This is a genomic window from Bacillus sp. RB3 (genome assembly GCF_030164735.1).
GTDB classification, from domain to species: Bacteria; Bacillota; Bacilli; order Bacillales; family Bacillaceae_G; genus Bacillus_A; species Bacillus_A cereus.
The window spans coordinates 30,343-47,879 of sequence record NZ_JASNGE010000011.1 but is presented as its reverse complement, the minus strand read 5'-3'; the positions used below and the strand labels follow the sequence as shown (position 1 = coordinate 47,879).

Here is a 17,537-nt window from a genome sequence, read left to right as displayed (position 1 = left end):
TACAATCTCCAAAACAAAAACAGATATTATATAAGGCTATTATTGTTTCTTTGGCTTCTCTAAAAATTTCATAAGAAGCGATCTAAATTCAGTTTCATTCACTCCAGTGTTTTTAGCAACTTCAATTACAGTGGTTGTTACATTAGCCGCTATTTTTAAATAATCCTTACTAAGATTATCCATTTCATTTCTTTTTTCTTTTGCATTCTCAACTGTTACAGAATCAATACAAGTAATCATCTTATCTACAATATGTAAATAATTATTTTGTGCATCTATTATTTTTTGAATATCATCTTTATTACTTACTTTCGATTGTTTTAAATATGTATATGCTTGATTCACTTCATCTTTTAAAATTTTATCATTATTCTTCGCCTGTTCTTGTAACATATTCTTCATATCATCTATTGTTTTTTGATCCATCGAATCTCGCAATAAATAATCTGGATTCCCAATTGCGTAATCATACTTAATCGTTACATCTTGAAATATTTTCATGACAATTGCTAATTGATACGCTACATCAAAATCATTAAATTCCTTTTTATCTTGTGGATTTTCTAAGGCTTTTGAACTCTCAGTTGCTTTAATATCCTTTTTTTCTTCTTGCTTCACTTTTTCTCCCTTTGATGATGTAGTTTCTTCATTCGTTCCGCATGCAGCAAGTCCTAATATGGAGATGCTACAAACCAATCCTGTAAAGATTTTATGTTTCATAATTAGCCCCTTTTCCCTTTTAAAACCTATGGTCTCTAATTATGATATCAAAGCTTAAAGTGTTTTTTTGACATTTTTTGTCGAATCACTCTAAGGTTTACACAATTTTTTTCTGTAGAATGAAAAAAAAGATTCTCCCGATAGGAGAATCTTTTTTTATTTTACAGAGACAATCTCTACTTGCATTTCTCCGCCTGGTGTTTGGATTGTTACTTTCTCACCAATTTGCTTACCTAATAAGCTTTTTGCGATTGGAGAATCGTTAGAAATTCTCCCTTCGAATGGATCAGCTTCCGCGCTACCTACGATTGTATACGCTTCTTCATCTCCGTTTGGTAATTCTTTAAATGTTACTGTTTTACCTAATGTAACAACAGTAGATACTTCGCCAGTATCTTTAATGATAACTGCGTTACGAATCATATTTTCTAATTGTGTAATACGTCCTTCTACGAACGCTTGCTCATCTTTCGCTGCATCGTACTCAGAGTTCTCAGAAAGATCCCCGAAGCTACGTGCGATTTTAATACGTTCTACTACTTCTTTACGTCTTACTGTTTTTAATTGCTCAAGTTCGTTCTCTAGTTTTTGCTTACCCTCTTGCGTCATAGGGTATGTTTTTTCTGTTGACATATTTTCCACTCCTTTTATATACCAATCCCCCGAAAAAAAAGAGGAGTTCCATATGAAAACTCCTCCGCTTCCATTGTTAGCGGAGGTTTCTAGTACCCTTGCACTAGCGGAGTTGTCACATACAACCCCGTATTTCCAATTCTTCTTTATATAAAGAAGATATGTATGGAAAGTTGATATAAATATGCCCTCACCTATATATAGATGAGGTTGCATGTTTCATTGTATTCGATAAGAAGGGAAAAAATCCCTTCCTACCGTATATCTTTTACTATGCTATTACAAATTTACTTTTTGTTCAAGAATTGTTGCAATTTTTGTCACCATAATATCAATTGCAACGTGGTTTTGTCCACCTTCAGGGATAATAATATCCGCAAATTTCTTAGAAGGCTCAATAAATTGATTGTGCATTGGACGTACAACATTTACGTACTGATCAATAACTGAATCCATCGTACGACCGCGCTCTTTAATATCACGTTGCATGCGGCGCAGAATACGAAGGTCAGCATCCGTATCAACGAATAATTTAATGTCCATTAACTCGCAAAGACGTGGGTCTTCTAAAATAAGAATTCCTTCTAAAATAATTACATCTTTCGGCTCAACCGGAATAATTTCTTCTGAACGCGTATGCAATGTATAGTCATATACAGGCTTATCAATTTGCTCATATGCAAGCAACTGCTGCAAATGTTCAATTAACAGATCATTATCAAACGCAAGCGGATGATCATAATTTGTTTTTAAACGCTCTTCCATTGGTAAATGGCTTTGATCTTTGTAATAATAATCTTGCTCTAAGATTAAAATAGAATGACCTTTAAAATGGTCAAAAATCGCTTTCGTTACACTCGTTTTACCTGATCCCGAACCACCAGCAATTCCAATTACAACAGGCTTATTCGTCCCCATTCGACTATCACTCTTTCTTATTGAAGTATGCTTTTGCGCATCATATTATTCACATACACTCGTTGATCCACTTTGAATTTCACGATTTGCAACGGATGTCTCGCTGCATCTAATTCGTTTCCATCCTCATCCCAAATTTTCTCCACCGTTTGCGTAAAGTTTTCTATTTCTGGTCCAAAGAACTCCACTTCATGTCCTGGTTTGAAATGATTACGTTGCTCAATCGTTACGATGCCCGTTTCTTCATTATAATCTAACACTAAACCAGCAAAATCATACGTTGTTTTCTTACTATGATTTCCAAACATTTGCTCTTGATGTCCTGGAACCCCTTCAAAGAATGCAGGAGCTGTATCACGATTTGCACATTTATCAAGCTCATCTAACCATTCTTGTTTAAACTCAAAGTTATCTGGATCCGCACAATACGCATCAATTACTTTACGATATACAGTTGCTACAGTCGCTACGTAATGGATTGATTTCATACGTCCTTCTACCTTTAAGCTATCGATTCCGATTTCAATCATTTTTGGAATTGATAAAATTAAATTTAAATCTTTTGGACTCATCGCAAAGTGAGCATCTCCTTCTTGGAATAGAGGAAGCTCTTTTGCATCTTTATGTTGTGATACTGTTTGAACTAAATCATAATCCCAGCGGCAAGATTGGCAACAACCACCACGATTAGAATCACGCGCTGTCATATGGTTACTTAATGTACATCTTCCTGAATATGCGATACACATTGCACCATGGACGAACGCTTCAATTTCAATATCCACTTTTTCTTTAATTTCTTTCATTTCTTCATAGCTTGCTTCACGAGCTAATACAAGACGATGTAAACCTTCTTCTTTCCAATACTGTGCTGCTTTCCAGTTGGATAGTGATTGCTGTGTGCTTAAATGCACCTCAACAGAAGGCGCTACGCGTTTACAAGTCTCAATGATAAGCGGATCAGCAACGATAATTCCCGTTACGCCAGCTTTTTCAATCCCTTTTAAATATTCCTCTAGCCCGTCCATATTTTCATTATGTGCAAAGATATTTGTTGTTACGTATATTTTTGCTCCATACTTCTTTGCAAACTCAACGCCTTCTGCCATTTCTTCTAGCGTAAAGTTACCTGCATTCGAACGAAGACCAAATTCTTGTCCACCTAAATATACAGCATCTGCCCCGTAATGGATAGCTACTTTTAATTTTTCTAAGTTACCCGCAGGGATTAACAGTTCAGGTTTCTTCACAATAACACGTTTGCCATCGATCACTCGTGAAATTTCTTGTACAGTCATTTCCTACACCCTCCTCGTTTAGTAAACCGTTTCTTTAAAGAAGAATCCTGTATCTAACGGACGATTTACTGGTTGCATTTCTTCTATTTCTTTATATAGATCATCTTTCACGTCATAATATGCATCACGATCTTCTACGCATAAATCAATCGCTTGACGATATTTCTTCGTTACTTCAATAATGTATTCAGAGCTTTTTAGTACACCGTCGATTTTTAAGCTATCAACTTCAGCATCGATTAGTTCCTCTAATTCATCGATGAAACAAATGTCGTTCGGACTCATAATGTGAGTACCATTTTCATCTTCATAAATTGGATATTTATTGTTACGCTCTGGGTCATATAAGAACATATTCTCTTCATATTTTTTCTTTTCAATGTCAAGATTACGTCCTTGATACTCAAAGTAGTTTCCTACTAATGAACGCTTCGATTGGAACATACAAGTCATACCGTGAATTTGTACTTCCAGTTCCACTTCAGCATTTTCTTTTAAATCAACAATTTCATCTAAGCTAAGCTCACGAGCTAATACAGCACGCTTTGATCCTCTTTGTCCCCAGTAATTACAAGTGAACCAGTTTGTTGCTGTCGTTTCTGTATTCCAGTGCAACTGCATATTTGGTGCTACTTCACGAACAGCCATTAATACCGCTGGATCTCCGAAAACAATTGCATCTACATTTACTTCGTTTAAAAATGAAACGTAATCTGTTAATTCTTCTACTTTATCGTTGTGGAACATAGCGTTCATGGCTACGTATACTTTCACACCATTTTCATGTGCAATCTTTACAGTTTGTTTTACATCTTCACGTGAAAACTCCCCTGCTAAACGTAAACCAAACTTTTGCTCACCGATCATTACCGCATCTGCTCCTGCTTTCGCAAGTTGTTCGATATCCGCCACCGCTCTTGGCGTTACTAACAATTCAGGTTTCTTCATACCTTGGTCACCCTCTCTTTTTACTAACAGCTACTCCATCACCAATTGGGAAAATCGTTGTATCATATCCTTCATGGTTCATAAGCCACTCATTGTACGTCTTAATACGACGGATTAAACCACGTGTACGTCTGTTTTCAATTTTCTCTTTTGTCGTTACAAGACCGTGGTACATAACATTATCTGAAATAATTACGCCACCAGGATTTAATAACGGTTCATATAAGTCAAAAAAGCGACGATACTGTCCTTTTGCTGCATCAATAAAAATAACGTCAAATGTCCCATGTTCTTTTACTTGTTCACCTGTCTCTAACGCATCACCGTAAATAACTGAAATACGATCTGTTACTGGGGAACGTTCTATATATTCAAGTGCTTTTTCATATCGCTCACGATTGCGCTCAACTGTCACAATACGTGAATTTGGAATAGCTTGCATCATACGAATACTAGAATAACCGATTGCTGTTCCAAGTTCTAAAATGCTTTTCGGTCCAATTAAACGTAAAAATTGCAGCATAAATTCCATTCCAAGTCGATCCATAATCGGCACATGATTTTCTGTTGCATATTCTTCCATTTCAAGAATTAATTTATCTTTCGGATCAATAAATGATAATAGGTACTCGTTAACTGCATCCTCCATAAATGGTCCTCCTTATTTACATGGAGAAGTGCCTCTATGACGTCTTTTCACACATAGAATGCAATAAAAATACAAGCCAGCTTTATCCTTAGCTTGTACGTCCCGTTTTGATATTAAAAACGATTCTTCTGCCAGTTTTTAACCCGATATATTTTACCACAAAAAAGAGGGATGTGCGACTTTTTTCGCTATCCCTCCCCATTTCACTATTTTTTCGTAATGTATTTTTGCTTTAATGCATTATGCTCTTCTAATGTTTTCGCATAGTACACTTCACCACTTGGTGCAGCTAAGAAATAATAATAATCTGTTTGCGCAGGTTCTAACGCAGCTTCTACTGAATGTTTACCAGAGTTTGCGATTGGCCCTACCGGCAATCCTTTTACAACATACGTATTGTACGGTGAGTTGACCTTTAAATCTTCGTATAATACACGTTGTTTATGCTTTCCAAGTGCATATAATACCGTTGGATCCGTTTGAAGCGGCATACCTTTTGCTAAACGATTATAAAAGACACTAGAGATCTTTTGACGATCTGTAAAACCAGTTGCCTCTTCTTCAATAAGTGAAGATAATGTTAAAAGCTGATGAACATCCCAATTCTTCGCTTTCATTTTCGCCTCATTTTGAACAATGATTGCATTTGTTTTCTCAAGCATTGGAATTACAATTTCTTCTAACGTTGTATCTTTCTTATAAAACGAATACGTTGCAGGATATAAATAACCTTCTAATGGGTATTTAATATTGCTATCAAAGATTTTATCCGTTAATAACTTCGGATACTTTTGCTGCATTTTTTGAATAAATGCTTTATCGTTTAATTGACGCGTAACATCATCTTTATTCCACTTTAGTTCTGTCGCAATCGTTTCTGCAATTTCAGTTACTTGCGCCCCTTCTTTAATCGTCACTTTATAAAGAGCCGGACGATGCACATTGCCAGATGACATTTGTTCGATCACATCTTCAGCATTCATTGAAGGATTTAATAAATATGTACCTGCTTGTAAACTTTTCGATTTAGCCTTTGTATAAAAACTAAAAACTGTACCGTTTTTTACAGCGCCTTTTTCTTCTAAAATTTCTCCAATTTTACTTGTAGATGATCCTTTCGGAATTTCTACTTCAATCTCTTTTTTATTCCCGCTATCAACTGGTCCTAATGCGGATGAAATATACGCATAGACTGAACCACAAACTAAAAGCAGTGCAATAATCGAAAATAAAAAGATGCGTCTACGCTTCTTTTTCACTTGATTCTCTATCAAAACATTTCCTCCTTACTTAATTGTAGACCGTATGTACACCTTTCTATACAGCACGATGTAAAAACGCTAAAAATTCACTTATCTTTTTTAATTGACACTTTATTTTTCTACAATCCGTCTCATTATACTACAAAGACTTACACAGTTTCGACAAAAAATCTTTCATTTTACATATAAATACAAAAAAAGATGGACTGTATGTCGTCCATCTTTTCAGTACTTATTATTCAGCTTCTTGCTCATCAGCTAGAGTGTTGAACATTTCTTGTACCATTTCCCACTCTTCTTCAGATTCGATTGGAAGTAAAGTTCCGCCCTCTTCTTCATTTTGCTCATAAGCCATTGCATCATAAATTTGGTCTCCATCTTCATCTACTTCACCGATTGGAGAGAAGACTACGTATGATTTTTTCCCAAATTTTTCAGCGTCAAAAGTGAAAATAATTTCACATAAATGTTCGTTACCTTTTTCGTCTACAATTGTAATTTGATTTTCTTCCATTTTGGTCACCTCTTATTTACTATCTAAAAATCCTTGTAAGATTACGACTGCAGCCATCTTATCAATTACTTGCTTTCGCTTCTTACGGCTTACATCGGCTGAAATGAGCAGACGTTCCGCTGCCATTGTTGACAAACGCTCGTCCCACATTACAACGTCTAATTGTAACAGCTCTCGTAGGTTTTCTGCAAATTGTTGGCACGCTTCACCACGCGGGCCAATTGTACCATTCATATTTTTAGGTAAACCTACTACTATCTTGTCCACATTGTACTGCTTTACTAACTCAGAAATACGATCAAAACCAAAGTGACCTCGTTCTTCGTTAATCTTAATTGTTTCTAATCCTTGTGCTGTCCAGCCCATTTCGTCGCTAATTGCAACTCCGACTGTTTTTGTACCTACATCTAAACCTAATATCCGCATAAACTACTCCTCACGATGATGTTTCAAGTAAGACTTCACAAGCTCTTCAATTAACTCATCACGTTCAAGCTTGCGAATGATGCTACGTGCATCTTTATGGCGAGGTATGTATGCTGGGTCTCCACTTAATAAATAACCGACGATTTGGTTAATCGGATTATAGCCTTTTTCTTGAAGTGCATCATACACAGTTAAAAGTACATCATTTACATGGACACTCTGTTTTTCATCTTGAATGCTAAACTTCATTGTTTTATCAAAACCGTCCATTTCAAGCACCTCACTTATATAGTAAGTATAGGGAGAAGAACTTCTCCTCTCCCTACCATTGTACACTACTATCTCTTTATTTTGAAACAGATTTAACGTACTCTTGTACAAATGCTAAAGCTTCTTCGACTTGAGCTGGGTTTTTACCGCCTGCTTGTGCCATATCAGGACGGCCGCCACCGCCACCGCCGCAACGAGAAGCTACTTCTTTCACAAGTTTACCAGCATGGTAACCTTGGCTAATTAAGTCTTTCGTTACACCTGCTAGGATGTTTACTTTATCGTCATTAACAGACGCTAATACAACAACTGCTGACTCTAATTTATTTTTCAGATCATCCATCATCGTACGTAAGTTATTCATATCTGCAACATTTACTTTCGCTGCTAATACATTCACACCATCAACTGTCATTACAGAATCAGTTAAGTTTCCAGCTTCGATATTGCTTAATTTCGCAGCAAGAGATTCATTTTCTTTTTGCAGTTGTTTCACTTCAGCAAATAGACCATCAACTCTTGTTAAAATATCTTTCGGATTTGTTTTCATTTTTCCTGCTGCTTCTTTTAATAAACCTACTTGATCATTCATTAATTTGTATGCAGACTTACCAGTTACTGCTTCAATACGACGAGTTCCTGCACCGATACCAGACTCAGCAACGATTTTGAAAATACCGATAGAAGCTGTGTTATCAACGTGACAACCGCCGCAAAGCTCTAAGCTGTAATCGCCAACTTGTACAACGCGTACAACATCACCGTATTTTTCACCGAATAATGCCATTGCACCCATTTCTTTCGCTTCTTCGATTGCTTTTTGAGAAATCTCAACATCAATACTTTCCCAAATTTTCTCGTTTACCATACGCTCAATTTTTTCTAATTCGTCAGCTTGTACTTGACCGAAGTGAGAGAAGTCAAAGCGTAGACGTTCAGAAGTTACAAGAGAACCTGCTTGGTTAACGTGTGTTCCAAGTACGTCTTTTAATGCTTGGTGTAGTAAATGAGTTGCTGTATGATTTTTTACAACGCTACTACGGTTTTTCGTATCGATAATAGCTTTTACAGCCGCATCTTTCGTTAATGTACCTTCTTCAACAACAACTTTATGCAAGTTTTGGCCGTTTGGTGCTTTTTGTACGTCTTTTACAAGAACTTTCACACCATCCGCAAGAAGGTAACCACGGTCTGCAATTTGTCCACCGCTCTCAGCATAGAATGGTGTTACATCAAGCATTAATTGTCCTTCTTCACCAGCTTGTAAGCTGTCTGTGTATTCGCCATTTTTCACAAGTGCAACAACGTTACTTTCTGTTGCAACTGTACCGTAACCAACGAATTCGCTCGCTACTTTAATTTCTCCAAGGACACCACCTTGAACTTGCATAGAATCAACGTCTTGACGAGCAGCACGTGCACGCTCACGTTGTTTTTCCATTTCATTTTCAAAACCTTCATGATCAACTGTCATGCCAGCTTCTTCTGCATATTCTTCTGTTAATTCAATTGGGAAACCGTATGTGTCATATAGACGGAACGCATCTACTCCAGAAATAACAGTTGTTTTTTCTTCTTTTGCTTTTGCAATTACTTCAGCTAAAATCGCTTCACCATCATGAAGTGTTTCATGGAAACGCTCTTCTTCGTTCTTCACAACTTTCGCAATGAAATCTTTCTTTTCAAGTACTTCTGGATAGAAGTCTTTCATTACTTCTCCAACAACCGGTACTAATTCAAACATAAATGGACGATTGATGTTTAATTTCTTCGAATAACGAACAGCGCGGCGTAATAAACGACGTAATACATAACCACGGCCTTCGTTAGATGGAAGAGCACCGTCACCAACAGCGAATGTTACTGTACGGATATGGTCAGCAATTACTTTGAATGCCATATCTTTTTCTAAATCGCCATTACGATATTTTTCACCAGAAATTGTTTCTGTTGCATCAATCATCGGCATGAATAGGTCTGTATCGAAGTTTGTAGGCACATCTTGAACGATAGATGTCATACGCTCTAGACCCATCCCTGTATCAATGTTTTTCTTAGGAAGTGGTGTATATGAACCGTCTGGATTATGGTTAAATTGAGAGAATACAAGGTTCCATACTTCTAAGTAACGCTCGTTTTCTCCGCCTGGATATAATTCTGGGTCACTAAAGTCATTACCGTAAGCTTCTCCGCGGTCATAGAAAATCTCTGTATTCGGTCCACTTGGTCCTTCACCGATATCCCAGAAGTTTTCTTCTAAGCGAATAATACGCTCTTTTGGAACGCCCATTTTCTCATTCCAAATTGTGAATGCTTCTTCATCTTCTGGATGGATTGTAACTGATAGTAATTCTTTATCGAATCCGATCCATTTGTCGCTCGTTAAGAATTCCCAAGCCCAGGTAATTGCTTCTTCTTTGAAGTAATCACCAATTGAGAAATTTCCTAACATTTCAAAGAATGTATGGTGACGAGCTGTTTTCCCTACGTTTTCAATATCGTTTGTACGAATTGATTTTTGAGCATTTGTAATACGTGGATTTTGTGGGATTACACGTCCATCAAAATATTTTTTTAATGTAGCTACACCACTATTAATCCATAGAAGAGATGGATCTTCATGCGGAACTAGTGATGCACTAGGTTCTACTGCATGTCCTTTTTCTTGGAAAAAGTCTAAAAACATTTGACGAATTTGTGCGCCTGTTAGTTGTTTCATTGTATTTTCCTCCTTAAATATAAAAAACTCCCGTCCCTATAAAAGGGACGAGAGTTAACTCGCGATACCACCCTAATTATGAATTGATTACAATAACAATCAATTCATCACCTCATGGTGCCATAACGTGGCAAGACGGCAGTGATTAGCTGCTCTCAGGATTAGCTTTCTGTTACCCTTCATTTAAAGCTTCTTTCAGCCATATGGAAGCTTCTCTCTATAAATGGACTGTAACGTACTTGTTCCGTCATTGATTTAATGTATTATATGACTAAATATAATAGAATTCTCTTAAGTTTGTCAATGTAGATAATCATTTATATTGGATTAATTACTTATTAATCATAAGTATTCTACTATTCATTCTTAACAGCCTTTTCATATAGTATGCATTTATTAACAAATCGGAATCTCCTTATAAGAATATTTTATAAAAATTTCTAAATATTACTTTTTTTGTTATAATTAAATTATTGTTAATAAAATAAAGGAGCGATCACAATGACAACCTTACTTAGCAAAGCTAAAAACATATTAGCGACTGACGAAACGATATTATTTTACGCAGCATGTTCATTAGACATATTTATTTATCGTTCCGTCGCAAGGCCAGGAATGCTAATTTTAACGAACAAAAGGCTATTCTTTTATGGGCCAGATGTAAGTAAGAATCCAATATTTGAAGAGTACTCTTTCGCAAAAATTTCTAATCTAAAAGAACAAAAGCGTCTTTTCAACAATCAAATTGTATTTATGTATGATAACGAATGGAAAAAAATAAAACATATTCAAACAAATGATGTGAGCTCCCTCGTTCAAAAGATACACGAGCAGCTTTCTAAATAAATATATGATTAGCCCTCTATTTCTTACATAGAGGGCTTCTATACTTACACATCTTCTTTTTTCAAGAGCGGTCTCACATGAACAATGACAGTGCGAATAACTGCTAAAATCGGAACCGATATTAGCAATCCTACAATCCCAGCTACCTCTCCCCCAACTAGTAAGGCAAGCATAATAATAACGGGATGCATACGAAGTGACTTACCAACGATGTAAGGCGATAAAATGTTACTCTCCACAAATTGCAAAATCGCAATTGTGATCCCCGCCTTAATAAGTAAACTCGTTGATACTGTTGCTGCAATCATTAACGTCGGGATTGCTCCTAAAATAGGACCGAAGTACGGGATTATATCCGTTACCCCAATAATAATGCCAAGCAATAATGGATATTTCATACCGATAAACCAAAAAGAAAGAGCTGATACTCCCCCTAATACTAAACAAACAAATAACTGTCCTCGAATATAACTTCCAAGTGATTTATCAATTTCTTTCGCAAGCATTTGCCCCGTACCTCGCCATTTACTTGGGACTAGTTTCCAAAAGATATGATAAAACTCACCATAATCTTTTAATATGTAAAATACAATGAACGGTATTAAGAAAATAATGAGCAATGAATCGAGTACACCACGAGCTGTACTCATCACTTTATTTAAAAGCGCTTGAATCTTCGTTTCCACACCCACAAAAAGTTGTTTCACCTTTTCATGAATGAACGAAGGGAAATTCGCCGTTTGTTCTGTAACGCCATCCATCCACGAATCGTACATTTTTGTAAACTGCGGAAATTGTTCATTAATCTCTTGTAACTGTTTAATAACGACTGGTGTTCCTTTATAAATCCCATAACCAATTCCGCCAAAGAAAAGGATATAAATGAGCAAAATGGCAAGTGTACGGGGCATCCCTTCCTTATGAATTTTTTCAATTAAAGGGTGCAATAAATACGCAATAAAACACGCGATAAGAAACGGCGTGATTGCTACTTTAAATACAAAAATAATCGGTGCCCATAGCGGCTTAATTTTTAAAAAGACGAGCAGACAAAGAAAAACAAGTAACAATAATCCTAAACGATATATCCAAATGATTTTAAGATTCTTCACATGAAAAACCTCCTCCACCTTTATTTTGAAAATAAATGGGGTAGGTTATGTGCGAAACTTTTAAAATCTTTTCATACGGACCATACTGTTTTTTAAAGACGTACATATAAATAACATAACAAGGACAACCACCCCTGAGAATACAGCATGAATTAATATAATCAGGAGGGCTAATTATGGTTTTGTTTATGCTTGGATTATCAGCACTTTTTATGATTCTTGAATGGATTTGTATCGGGTTCGGTATTTGGAAGGGGTTCTTTATTCATTCCTCACGTAAAGAAAAAGCGAAGCAATTATGGCAGTATGGAATACTTGGCGTTGGCTGCTACGGTCTATCTTATCTTTTCTCAGAGATCGGACTTTTTTATTTACATATGGGTGCATAAAAAAACTCCCTTGTCTACAAGGGAGTTTTTCACTTTATCGAAATGATTATAAGTAAGACTTAATCATCTTACGTGCTTTTTTCATATTGCGTTTTGAAAATACATCTTGCTTACGAGCATATTGATATGCTGCAGCTCCAACACCTAATGCGATTAATGAATTGCGTAGATTCAAAGTAAATCCCCCTTTTCGTTATCCGATCGTTCTTTCATTCTCATCAAATAAATCATCAAGAGAGCTTAGTGAACCATCTTCCTCAACTTGATGCGTATGGATTTTCCCCTTTGAAACCGATAATTCGATATAACAATTCCAGCAATAAAATTGGTTGACACCTATTTTTCCAATGTCTTTCCCTTTGCAATTTGGACAAATAAACATATGGCTTTCATCTCCTTACAGTCTCCCAGATTCTATTCGCCATTATGTCCAAACTGCATTCATTTATACATTTTACTGGAGCCTTTCAACGCTATGCGTTTGAAAGTTTCACTATATAATTTCACCTTGTTACATGAAATCATACGGTGAAATGTTTTCCACGTCCATTTCCTCGCCATTAACTGTGACCATCTGTACTTCTCCTTGTGATTCTTGCAAGCGACTAGCTAAGGTTGTTTGACGCATTGCATCATCAAGGCGATTTACACCAGATTGGAAAGCTGCTTCCTCTCCGCAAATAATAAGGAACTTCTTACTTCTTGTAATGCCCGTGTAAATTAAATTACGACGTAACATACGGTTGTAACTTTTCACGATTGGCATAATAACAATCGGAAATTCACTACCTTGTGATTTATGAATGGAACAACAATATGCATGCGTAATTTGATTTAAATCGGGCTTCGTATACGTTACCTCAATTCCGTCAAATGAAACGATAATCATATCTTGTTGCTCAACGTTTTCTTTCGCATAAAACACCGAAACAATTTCCCCAATATCACCATTAAACACTTGGCTCTCCGGCTGATTCACGAGTTGCAGTACTTTATCGCCTCTTCGGTACACAACATCACCATAAGCAATTTCTTTACTCTTTTCCCTCTTCGGATTAAATACTTGTTGCAGCGCTTCGTTTAATACATTAATACCAGCAGGCCCGCGGTACATCGGTGCTAATACTTGTACATCTCTTGCGCTAAAGCCTTTTGTTTTAGCATTTTCACAAACTTTTTTCACAACCTCAACAATTTGAGCTCCTGTACAGCCGATAAATGAACGATCTTTTTGATTTTGTGCTAAATCTGGTGGTAGAGTTCCATTTTTTATCGCATGGGCAAGTTGAATCACTGATGAGCCTTCCGCTTGACGATAAATTTCAGTAAGCTTCACTGTCGGAACTGCGCCTGCATTTAATAAATCTTTTAATACTTGTCCAGGTCCTACAGATGGCAACTGATCTTCATCACCTACAACGATAACTTGAATGTTCGTCGGCAACGACTTAAATAGCTGATTTGCAAGCCAAATATCAACCATTGAAAATTCATCGATAATAAGGAGCTTACCTTGGACAGGATCCGTTTCATTACGCTGGAAAGATCCTTCTGGCGTCCAACCAAGTAAACGGTGAATTGTGCAAGCCGGAAGTCCTGTCGATTCACTCATCCGCTTCGCTGCTCTTCCTGTTGGAGCTGTTAATAGTATTGGAAATGGATTATCATCACTGTATTCATTCGGATTTAACGATAACCCGTGTAGTGATGCATACATTTCAACAATCCCTTTAATAACTGTTGTTTTCCCTGTTCCTGGTCCACCTGTCAATAACATCATCGGTTTATGAAGTGCCGTTTGAATTGCTTCTTGTTGAAACGGTGCATATTGTACGTTCAGTTGTTCTTCAATTTCACCTAACGTTTTTAACACTTCTGCTTCTGGAAATGAAGGTGTTTCTTCTTGATTCATAAGCCTGCGAATAGACTTTACAACACCTTTCTCAGAGTAGAATAACGTTGCTAAATACACTCGTTCTTCTTCTATGATGACTTTCCCTTCACTTTGCATCGTTTCAATACAACCTATAATATCTTCCTCAGTCACTCTTCCTTCTTGATTGTTTAAAAGTGACATCGTTTCTCTTACAAGTTGATCTTTCCTCATATAAACGTGACCAAGTTGTAATGAGACATTCTCTAATGTGTAAAAACATCCTGCGCGTACACGGTCGTCATGATTACCCGATATCCCTAACGCACGCCCTATATCATCCGCTCTTCCAAAACCAATCCCGTCCACTTCTTCGATAAGTTGATACGGATTATTACGAATCACTTCTAATGTCATCTCTTTATATTGCTGGTAAATCTTAATAGAAAGTTTCGTTCCAAAACCGTAGCCATTTAAAAAGCTCATTACTTTCTCTAGCCCTTGATGTTCAACAATTGTCTCATATATTTCCTGAGCCTTTTGTTTATTAACGACACCATTTAATGCCTCAGGGTCATCCATAATTTTAGAAATAGCATGTTCTCCGAGATGGTCCACAATTTTTTCAGCTGTACGCTTTCCTATCCCTTTAAATAAATCACTCGCTAAATATTGCACCATACCTGCTTTTGTTTGCGGCAATTCTTTTTTAAATGTTTCAACCATATATTGTTTTCCATACTTTGGATGGTCCTTAAAATGACCTGTCAATGTAAACACTTCATCTTCATGCATGCGGGGAAAATGACCGTTTATCATTACTTTCTTTTCGTCATACGTTTCATTCGTTTCAATGACTTTCATACTGACAACGGAATAGAGGTTTTCTTCGTTGTGGAAAATGGTATGAAGAACTTGCGCTTTTATAAACTTTTTCTCTTCCTCAAACAAATCCATTGCATGTTGATTTCCCATTTTCCCTCTCCTTTCCGGTATTTTCACTTTAATGAGCAGTACATCCCCCACCTTTTTAGATGAGGGATAACTACCCATTAAACTATATTTTTATCTTATTCAGCTTCTTGCTCTAATAAACGAACGCCATTACCCGCTAAAAAGTGATCTGGCTGAATTTCAGTTGCTTTCTTAAATAAAGCGAGAGCCTTCTCATTATTTTCCTCAAATACGTACGCAACACCTAAATTGTAATACGCATCTGCATGCTCCTCATCCATTTCTAATACCTTTTCAAAATAAGGTTTCGCCTCTTGAACGTGTTCTAATCGCGCGAAGCAAAGTCCGCACTGGAATACAGCTTCTACATCGTTTTCATCTAATTCTGTTGCTCTTTGTAAGAATGGTAGTGCAAGACGATCATTTCCAAGCTGTACATGTGTGATACCTAACATAAATGTTACATCAGCTGATTGTAATCCAGCTTGCATTGCTTGTTCAAATACAGCTTTCGCTTCAGTAAATTGCTCTTGGCCATAATATACATTTCCTAAACCATAATAGGCTGCTGCAGATTTATCATCTAACTCTAGTGCACGTTTATAAAATAAAATCGCTCGCTCGCTATCACCTAATACGTCTAATAAATTTGCAAAATTAATGTACCCAAGCGCATCTTTCGGATTTTCTTCGATTGCTTCTGTAAAATTTTTAGCTGCTTCTTCCCAGTTTCCTTCTTGCATATATTGAATACCTGTTTCAAGTTTGTTTGACATGTCCTTCACCTCTACAACAAATTATAACAAAGAATGTATTTTCCAAGCGAACGAAAATTCGCTTTATGTAAAAAAACCTCTAACCGCTAATCGGCAGAGGCTTCTCATTTATCCTAAATAATCCAATTTCTTACCACTACGGTATACTTCATCAATTGTAGCACCGCCTAAGCACTCATCTCCATCATAGAAAACGACTGCTTGTCCTGGTGTAATTGCACGAATTGGCTCATCACAAAGAATACGAACTGTATTTTCATCAACGATTTGAACCGTTACTTTATTGTCTTCTTGACGATAACGGAATTTCGCCGTGCACTTAAATTCTGTTTCTTTTTCTTTGTTACTTACCCATCCTACATTCGTAGCAATAACTTCATCACCATATAGAAGTTCGTTATGGAATCCTTGATCAACATATAAAATGTTTTCTTTTAGATTTTTCCCAACAGCAAACCATGGGTCACCATTACCACCAATTCCAAGGCCATGACGTTGTCCAATTGTATAATACATTAAACCGTCATGCTTCCCTTTCACTTCACCAGATAATGTTTGCATTACACCTGGTTGTGCCGGTAAGTAGTTACTTAAGAAATCTTTAAAGTTACGCTCACCAATGAAGCAAATACCTGTACTATCTTTTTTCGCCGCTGTCGCTAAGCCAGCTTCTTTCGCCATTTCACGAATTTGCGGTTTCTTTAATTCACCTAACGGGAACATTGTTTTTGATAATTGCTCTTGGCTTAATTGATTTAAGAAATATGTTTGATCTTTATTGTCATCAACACCGCGAAGCATTTTATATTCGCCGTCCATATAAGCAACGCGTGCATAATGGCCTGTTGCCACATAATCCGCACCAAGCGCAATTGCATGCTCTAAAAATGCTTTAAATTTAATTTCTTTATTACACATTACATCTGGGTTTGGTGTACGACCAGCTCGGTACTCATCTAAGAAGTACGTAAATACTTTATCCCAGTATTGTTTTTCAAAGTTTACTGCATAATACGGAATACCAATTTGGTTACACACTTCAATTACATCATTGTAATCTTCTGTTGCTGTGCAGACACCATTCTCATCTGTATCATCCCAGTTTTTCATAAAAATTCCGATTACATCATAACCTTGCTCTTTTAATAAAAGTGCTGCTACAGATGAATCGACGCCACCGGACATACCGATGACAACGCGTGTTTCGTGAGGTAGTTTGTTCATCATGTC

19 protein-coding genes and 1 other annotated feature are annotated in these 17,537 nt (G+C 36.7%); of the genes, 2 read left to right on the top strand and 17 right to left on the bottom strand.

Annotation, left to right across the window (positions count from 1 at the left end; all coding sequences use genetic code 11):
• Positions 1 to 39: 39 nt before the first annotated feature.
• The 11 genes from QO049_RS15745 to alaS form a co-directional block, all read right to left on the bottom strand.
• Positions 40 to 720: a hypothetical protein gene (locus QO049_RS15745; RefSeq protein WP_000680878.1), complete on the bottom strand. Its 681-nt coding sequence runs from the start codon at positions 718 to 720 to the stop codon at positions 40 to 42.
• Positions 721 to 876: 156 nt separating this feature from the next.
• The gene (greA, locus tag QO049_RS15740; protein ID WP_000102591.1) at positions 877 to 1,353 is read right to left on the bottom strand and encodes a transcription elongation factor GreA; all 477 of its coding nucleotides are present in this window, start codon (positions 1,351 to 1,353) and stop codon (positions 877 to 879) included.
• 279 nt (positions 1,354 to 1,632) lie between these two features.
• Positions 1,633 to 2,271: a uridine kinase gene (udk, locus tag QO049_RS15735; RefSeq protein WP_000537078.1), complete on the bottom strand. Its 639-nt coding sequence runs from the start codon at positions 2,269 to 2,271 to the stop codon at positions 1,633 to 1,635.
• Positions 2,272 to 2,288: 17 nt separating this feature from the next.
• Positions 2,289 to 3,569: a peptidase U32 family protein gene (locus tag QO049_RS15730; protein ID WP_000217974.1), complete on the bottom strand. Its 1,281-nt coding sequence runs from the start codon at positions 3,567 to 3,569 to the stop codon at positions 2,289 to 2,291.
• A gap of 18 nt (positions 3,570 to 3,587) precedes the next feature.
• On the bottom strand, positions 3,588 to 4,517 hold the full coding sequence (locus QO049_RS15725) for a peptidase U32 family protein (RefSeq protein WP_000742811.1): 930 nt from the start codon (positions 4,515 to 4,517) through the stop codon (positions 3,588 to 3,590).
• Between the two features lie 7 nt (positions 4,518 to 4,524).
• Entirely contained in the window at positions 4,525 to 5,166 is a 642-nt protein-coding gene (locus QO049_RS15720; protein ID WP_000389102.1) for an O-methyltransferase, read from the bottom strand.
• A 206-nt stretch (positions 5,167 to 5,372) separates the two neighbouring features.
• Entirely contained in the window at positions 5,373 to 6,440 is a 1,068-nt protein-coding gene (gene mltG, locus QO049_RS15715) for an endolytic transglycosylase MltG (protein ID WP_000572137.1), read from the bottom strand.
• Between the two features lie 223 nt (positions 6,441 to 6,663).
• Positions 6,664 to 6,942, bottom strand: a complete 279-nt coding sequence (locus QO049_RS15710; RefSeq protein WP_000392247.1) for a DUF1292 domain-containing protein — start codon at positions 6,940 to 6,942, stop codon at positions 6,664 to 6,666.
• A 12-nt stretch (positions 6,943 to 6,954) separates the two neighbouring features.
• The gene (gene ruvX, locus QO049_RS15705) at positions 6,955 to 7,368 is read right to left on the bottom strand and encodes a Holliday junction resolvase RuvX (protein ID WP_001221193.1); all 414 of its coding nucleotides are present in this window, start codon (positions 7,366 to 7,368) and stop codon (positions 6,955 to 6,957) included.
• Positions 7,369 to 7,371: 3 nt separating this feature from the next.
• The gene (locus tag QO049_RS15700; RefSeq protein ID WP_000348590.1) at positions 7,372 to 7,638 is read right to left on the bottom strand and encodes an IreB family regulatory phosphoprotein; all 267 of its coding nucleotides are present in this window, start codon (positions 7,636 to 7,638) and stop codon (positions 7,372 to 7,374) included.
• A 76-nt stretch (positions 7,639 to 7,714) separates the two neighbouring features.
• Entirely contained in the window at positions 7,715 to 10,357 is a 2,643-nt protein-coding gene (alaS, locus tag QO049_RS15695) for an alanine--tRNA ligase (protein ID WP_284489329.1), read from the bottom strand.
• Positions 10,358 to 10,397: 40 nt separating this feature from the next.
• Positions 10,398 to 10,617: a binding site (T-box leader), on the bottom strand.
• Positions 10,618 to 10,858: 241 nt separating this feature from the next.
• Between alaS and QO049_RS15690 the strand changes: the two genes are divergently transcribed.
• Positions 10,859 to 11,203: a PH domain-containing protein gene (locus QO049_RS15690; RefSeq protein ID WP_000209584.1), complete on the top strand. Its 345-nt coding sequence runs from the start codon at positions 10,859 to 10,861 to the stop codon at positions 11,201 to 11,203.
• Between the two features lie 44 nt (positions 11,204 to 11,247).
• Here QO049_RS15690 and QO049_RS15685 read toward each other — a convergent pair whose 3' ends face one another.
• The gene (locus QO049_RS15685) at positions 11,248 to 12,315 is read right to left on the bottom strand and encodes an AI-2E family transporter (protein ID WP_000793128.1); all 1,068 of its coding nucleotides are present in this window, start codon (positions 12,313 to 12,315) and stop codon (positions 11,248 to 11,250) included.
• A gap of 176 nt (positions 12,316 to 12,491) precedes the next feature.
• Here QO049_RS15685 and QO049_RS15680 point away from each other — a divergent pair, with 176 nt between their 5' ends.
• Positions 12,492 to 12,704, top strand: a complete 213-nt coding sequence (locus QO049_RS15680; protein WP_000242535.1) for a hypothetical protein — start codon at positions 12,492 to 12,494, stop codon at positions 12,702 to 12,704.
• A 46-nt stretch (positions 12,705 to 12,750) separates the two neighbouring features.
• Here QO049_RS15680 and QO049_RS15675 read toward each other — a convergent pair whose 3' ends face one another.
• The 5 genes from QO049_RS15675 to mnmA all read right to left on the bottom strand — a co-directional run bounded on the left by QO049_RS15675 (position 12,751) and on the right by mnmA (position 17,531).
• The gene (locus tag QO049_RS15675; RefSeq protein ID WP_001053553.1) at positions 12,751 to 12,879 is read right to left on the bottom strand and encodes a YrzQ family protein; all 129 of its coding nucleotides are present in this window, start codon (positions 12,877 to 12,879) and stop codon (positions 12,751 to 12,753) included.
• 18 nt (positions 12,880 to 12,897) lie between these two features.
• On the bottom strand, positions 12,898 to 13,086 hold the full coding sequence (locus tag QO049_RS15670) for a hypothetical protein (protein ID WP_000469281.1): 189 nt from the start codon (positions 13,084 to 13,086) through the stop codon (positions 12,898 to 12,900).
• 129 nt (positions 13,087 to 13,215) lie between these two features.
• Positions 13,216 to 15,552: an SF1B family DNA helicase RecD2 gene (gene recD2 / locus QO049_RS15665; protein WP_000528086.1), complete on the bottom strand. Its 2,337-nt coding sequence runs from the start codon at positions 15,550 to 15,552 to the stop codon at positions 13,216 to 13,218.
• A 95-nt stretch (positions 15,553 to 15,647) separates the two neighbouring features.
• Positions 15,648 to 16,307 carry a tetratricopeptide repeat protein gene (locus tag QO049_RS15660; RefSeq protein WP_000066409.1) on the bottom strand — a complete coding sequence of 220 codons (660 nt, stop codon included), beginning with the start codon at positions 16,305 to 16,307 and terminating at the stop codon, positions 15,648 to 15,650.
• A gap of 108 nt (positions 16,308 to 16,415) precedes the next feature.
• Positions 16,416 to 17,531: a tRNA 2-thiouridine(34) synthase MnmA gene (gene mnmA, locus QO049_RS15655; protein ID WP_001038010.1), complete on the bottom strand. Its 1,116-nt coding sequence runs from the start codon at positions 17,529 to 17,531 to the stop codon at positions 16,416 to 16,418.
• Positions 17,532 to 17,537 lie beyond the last annotated feature (6 nt).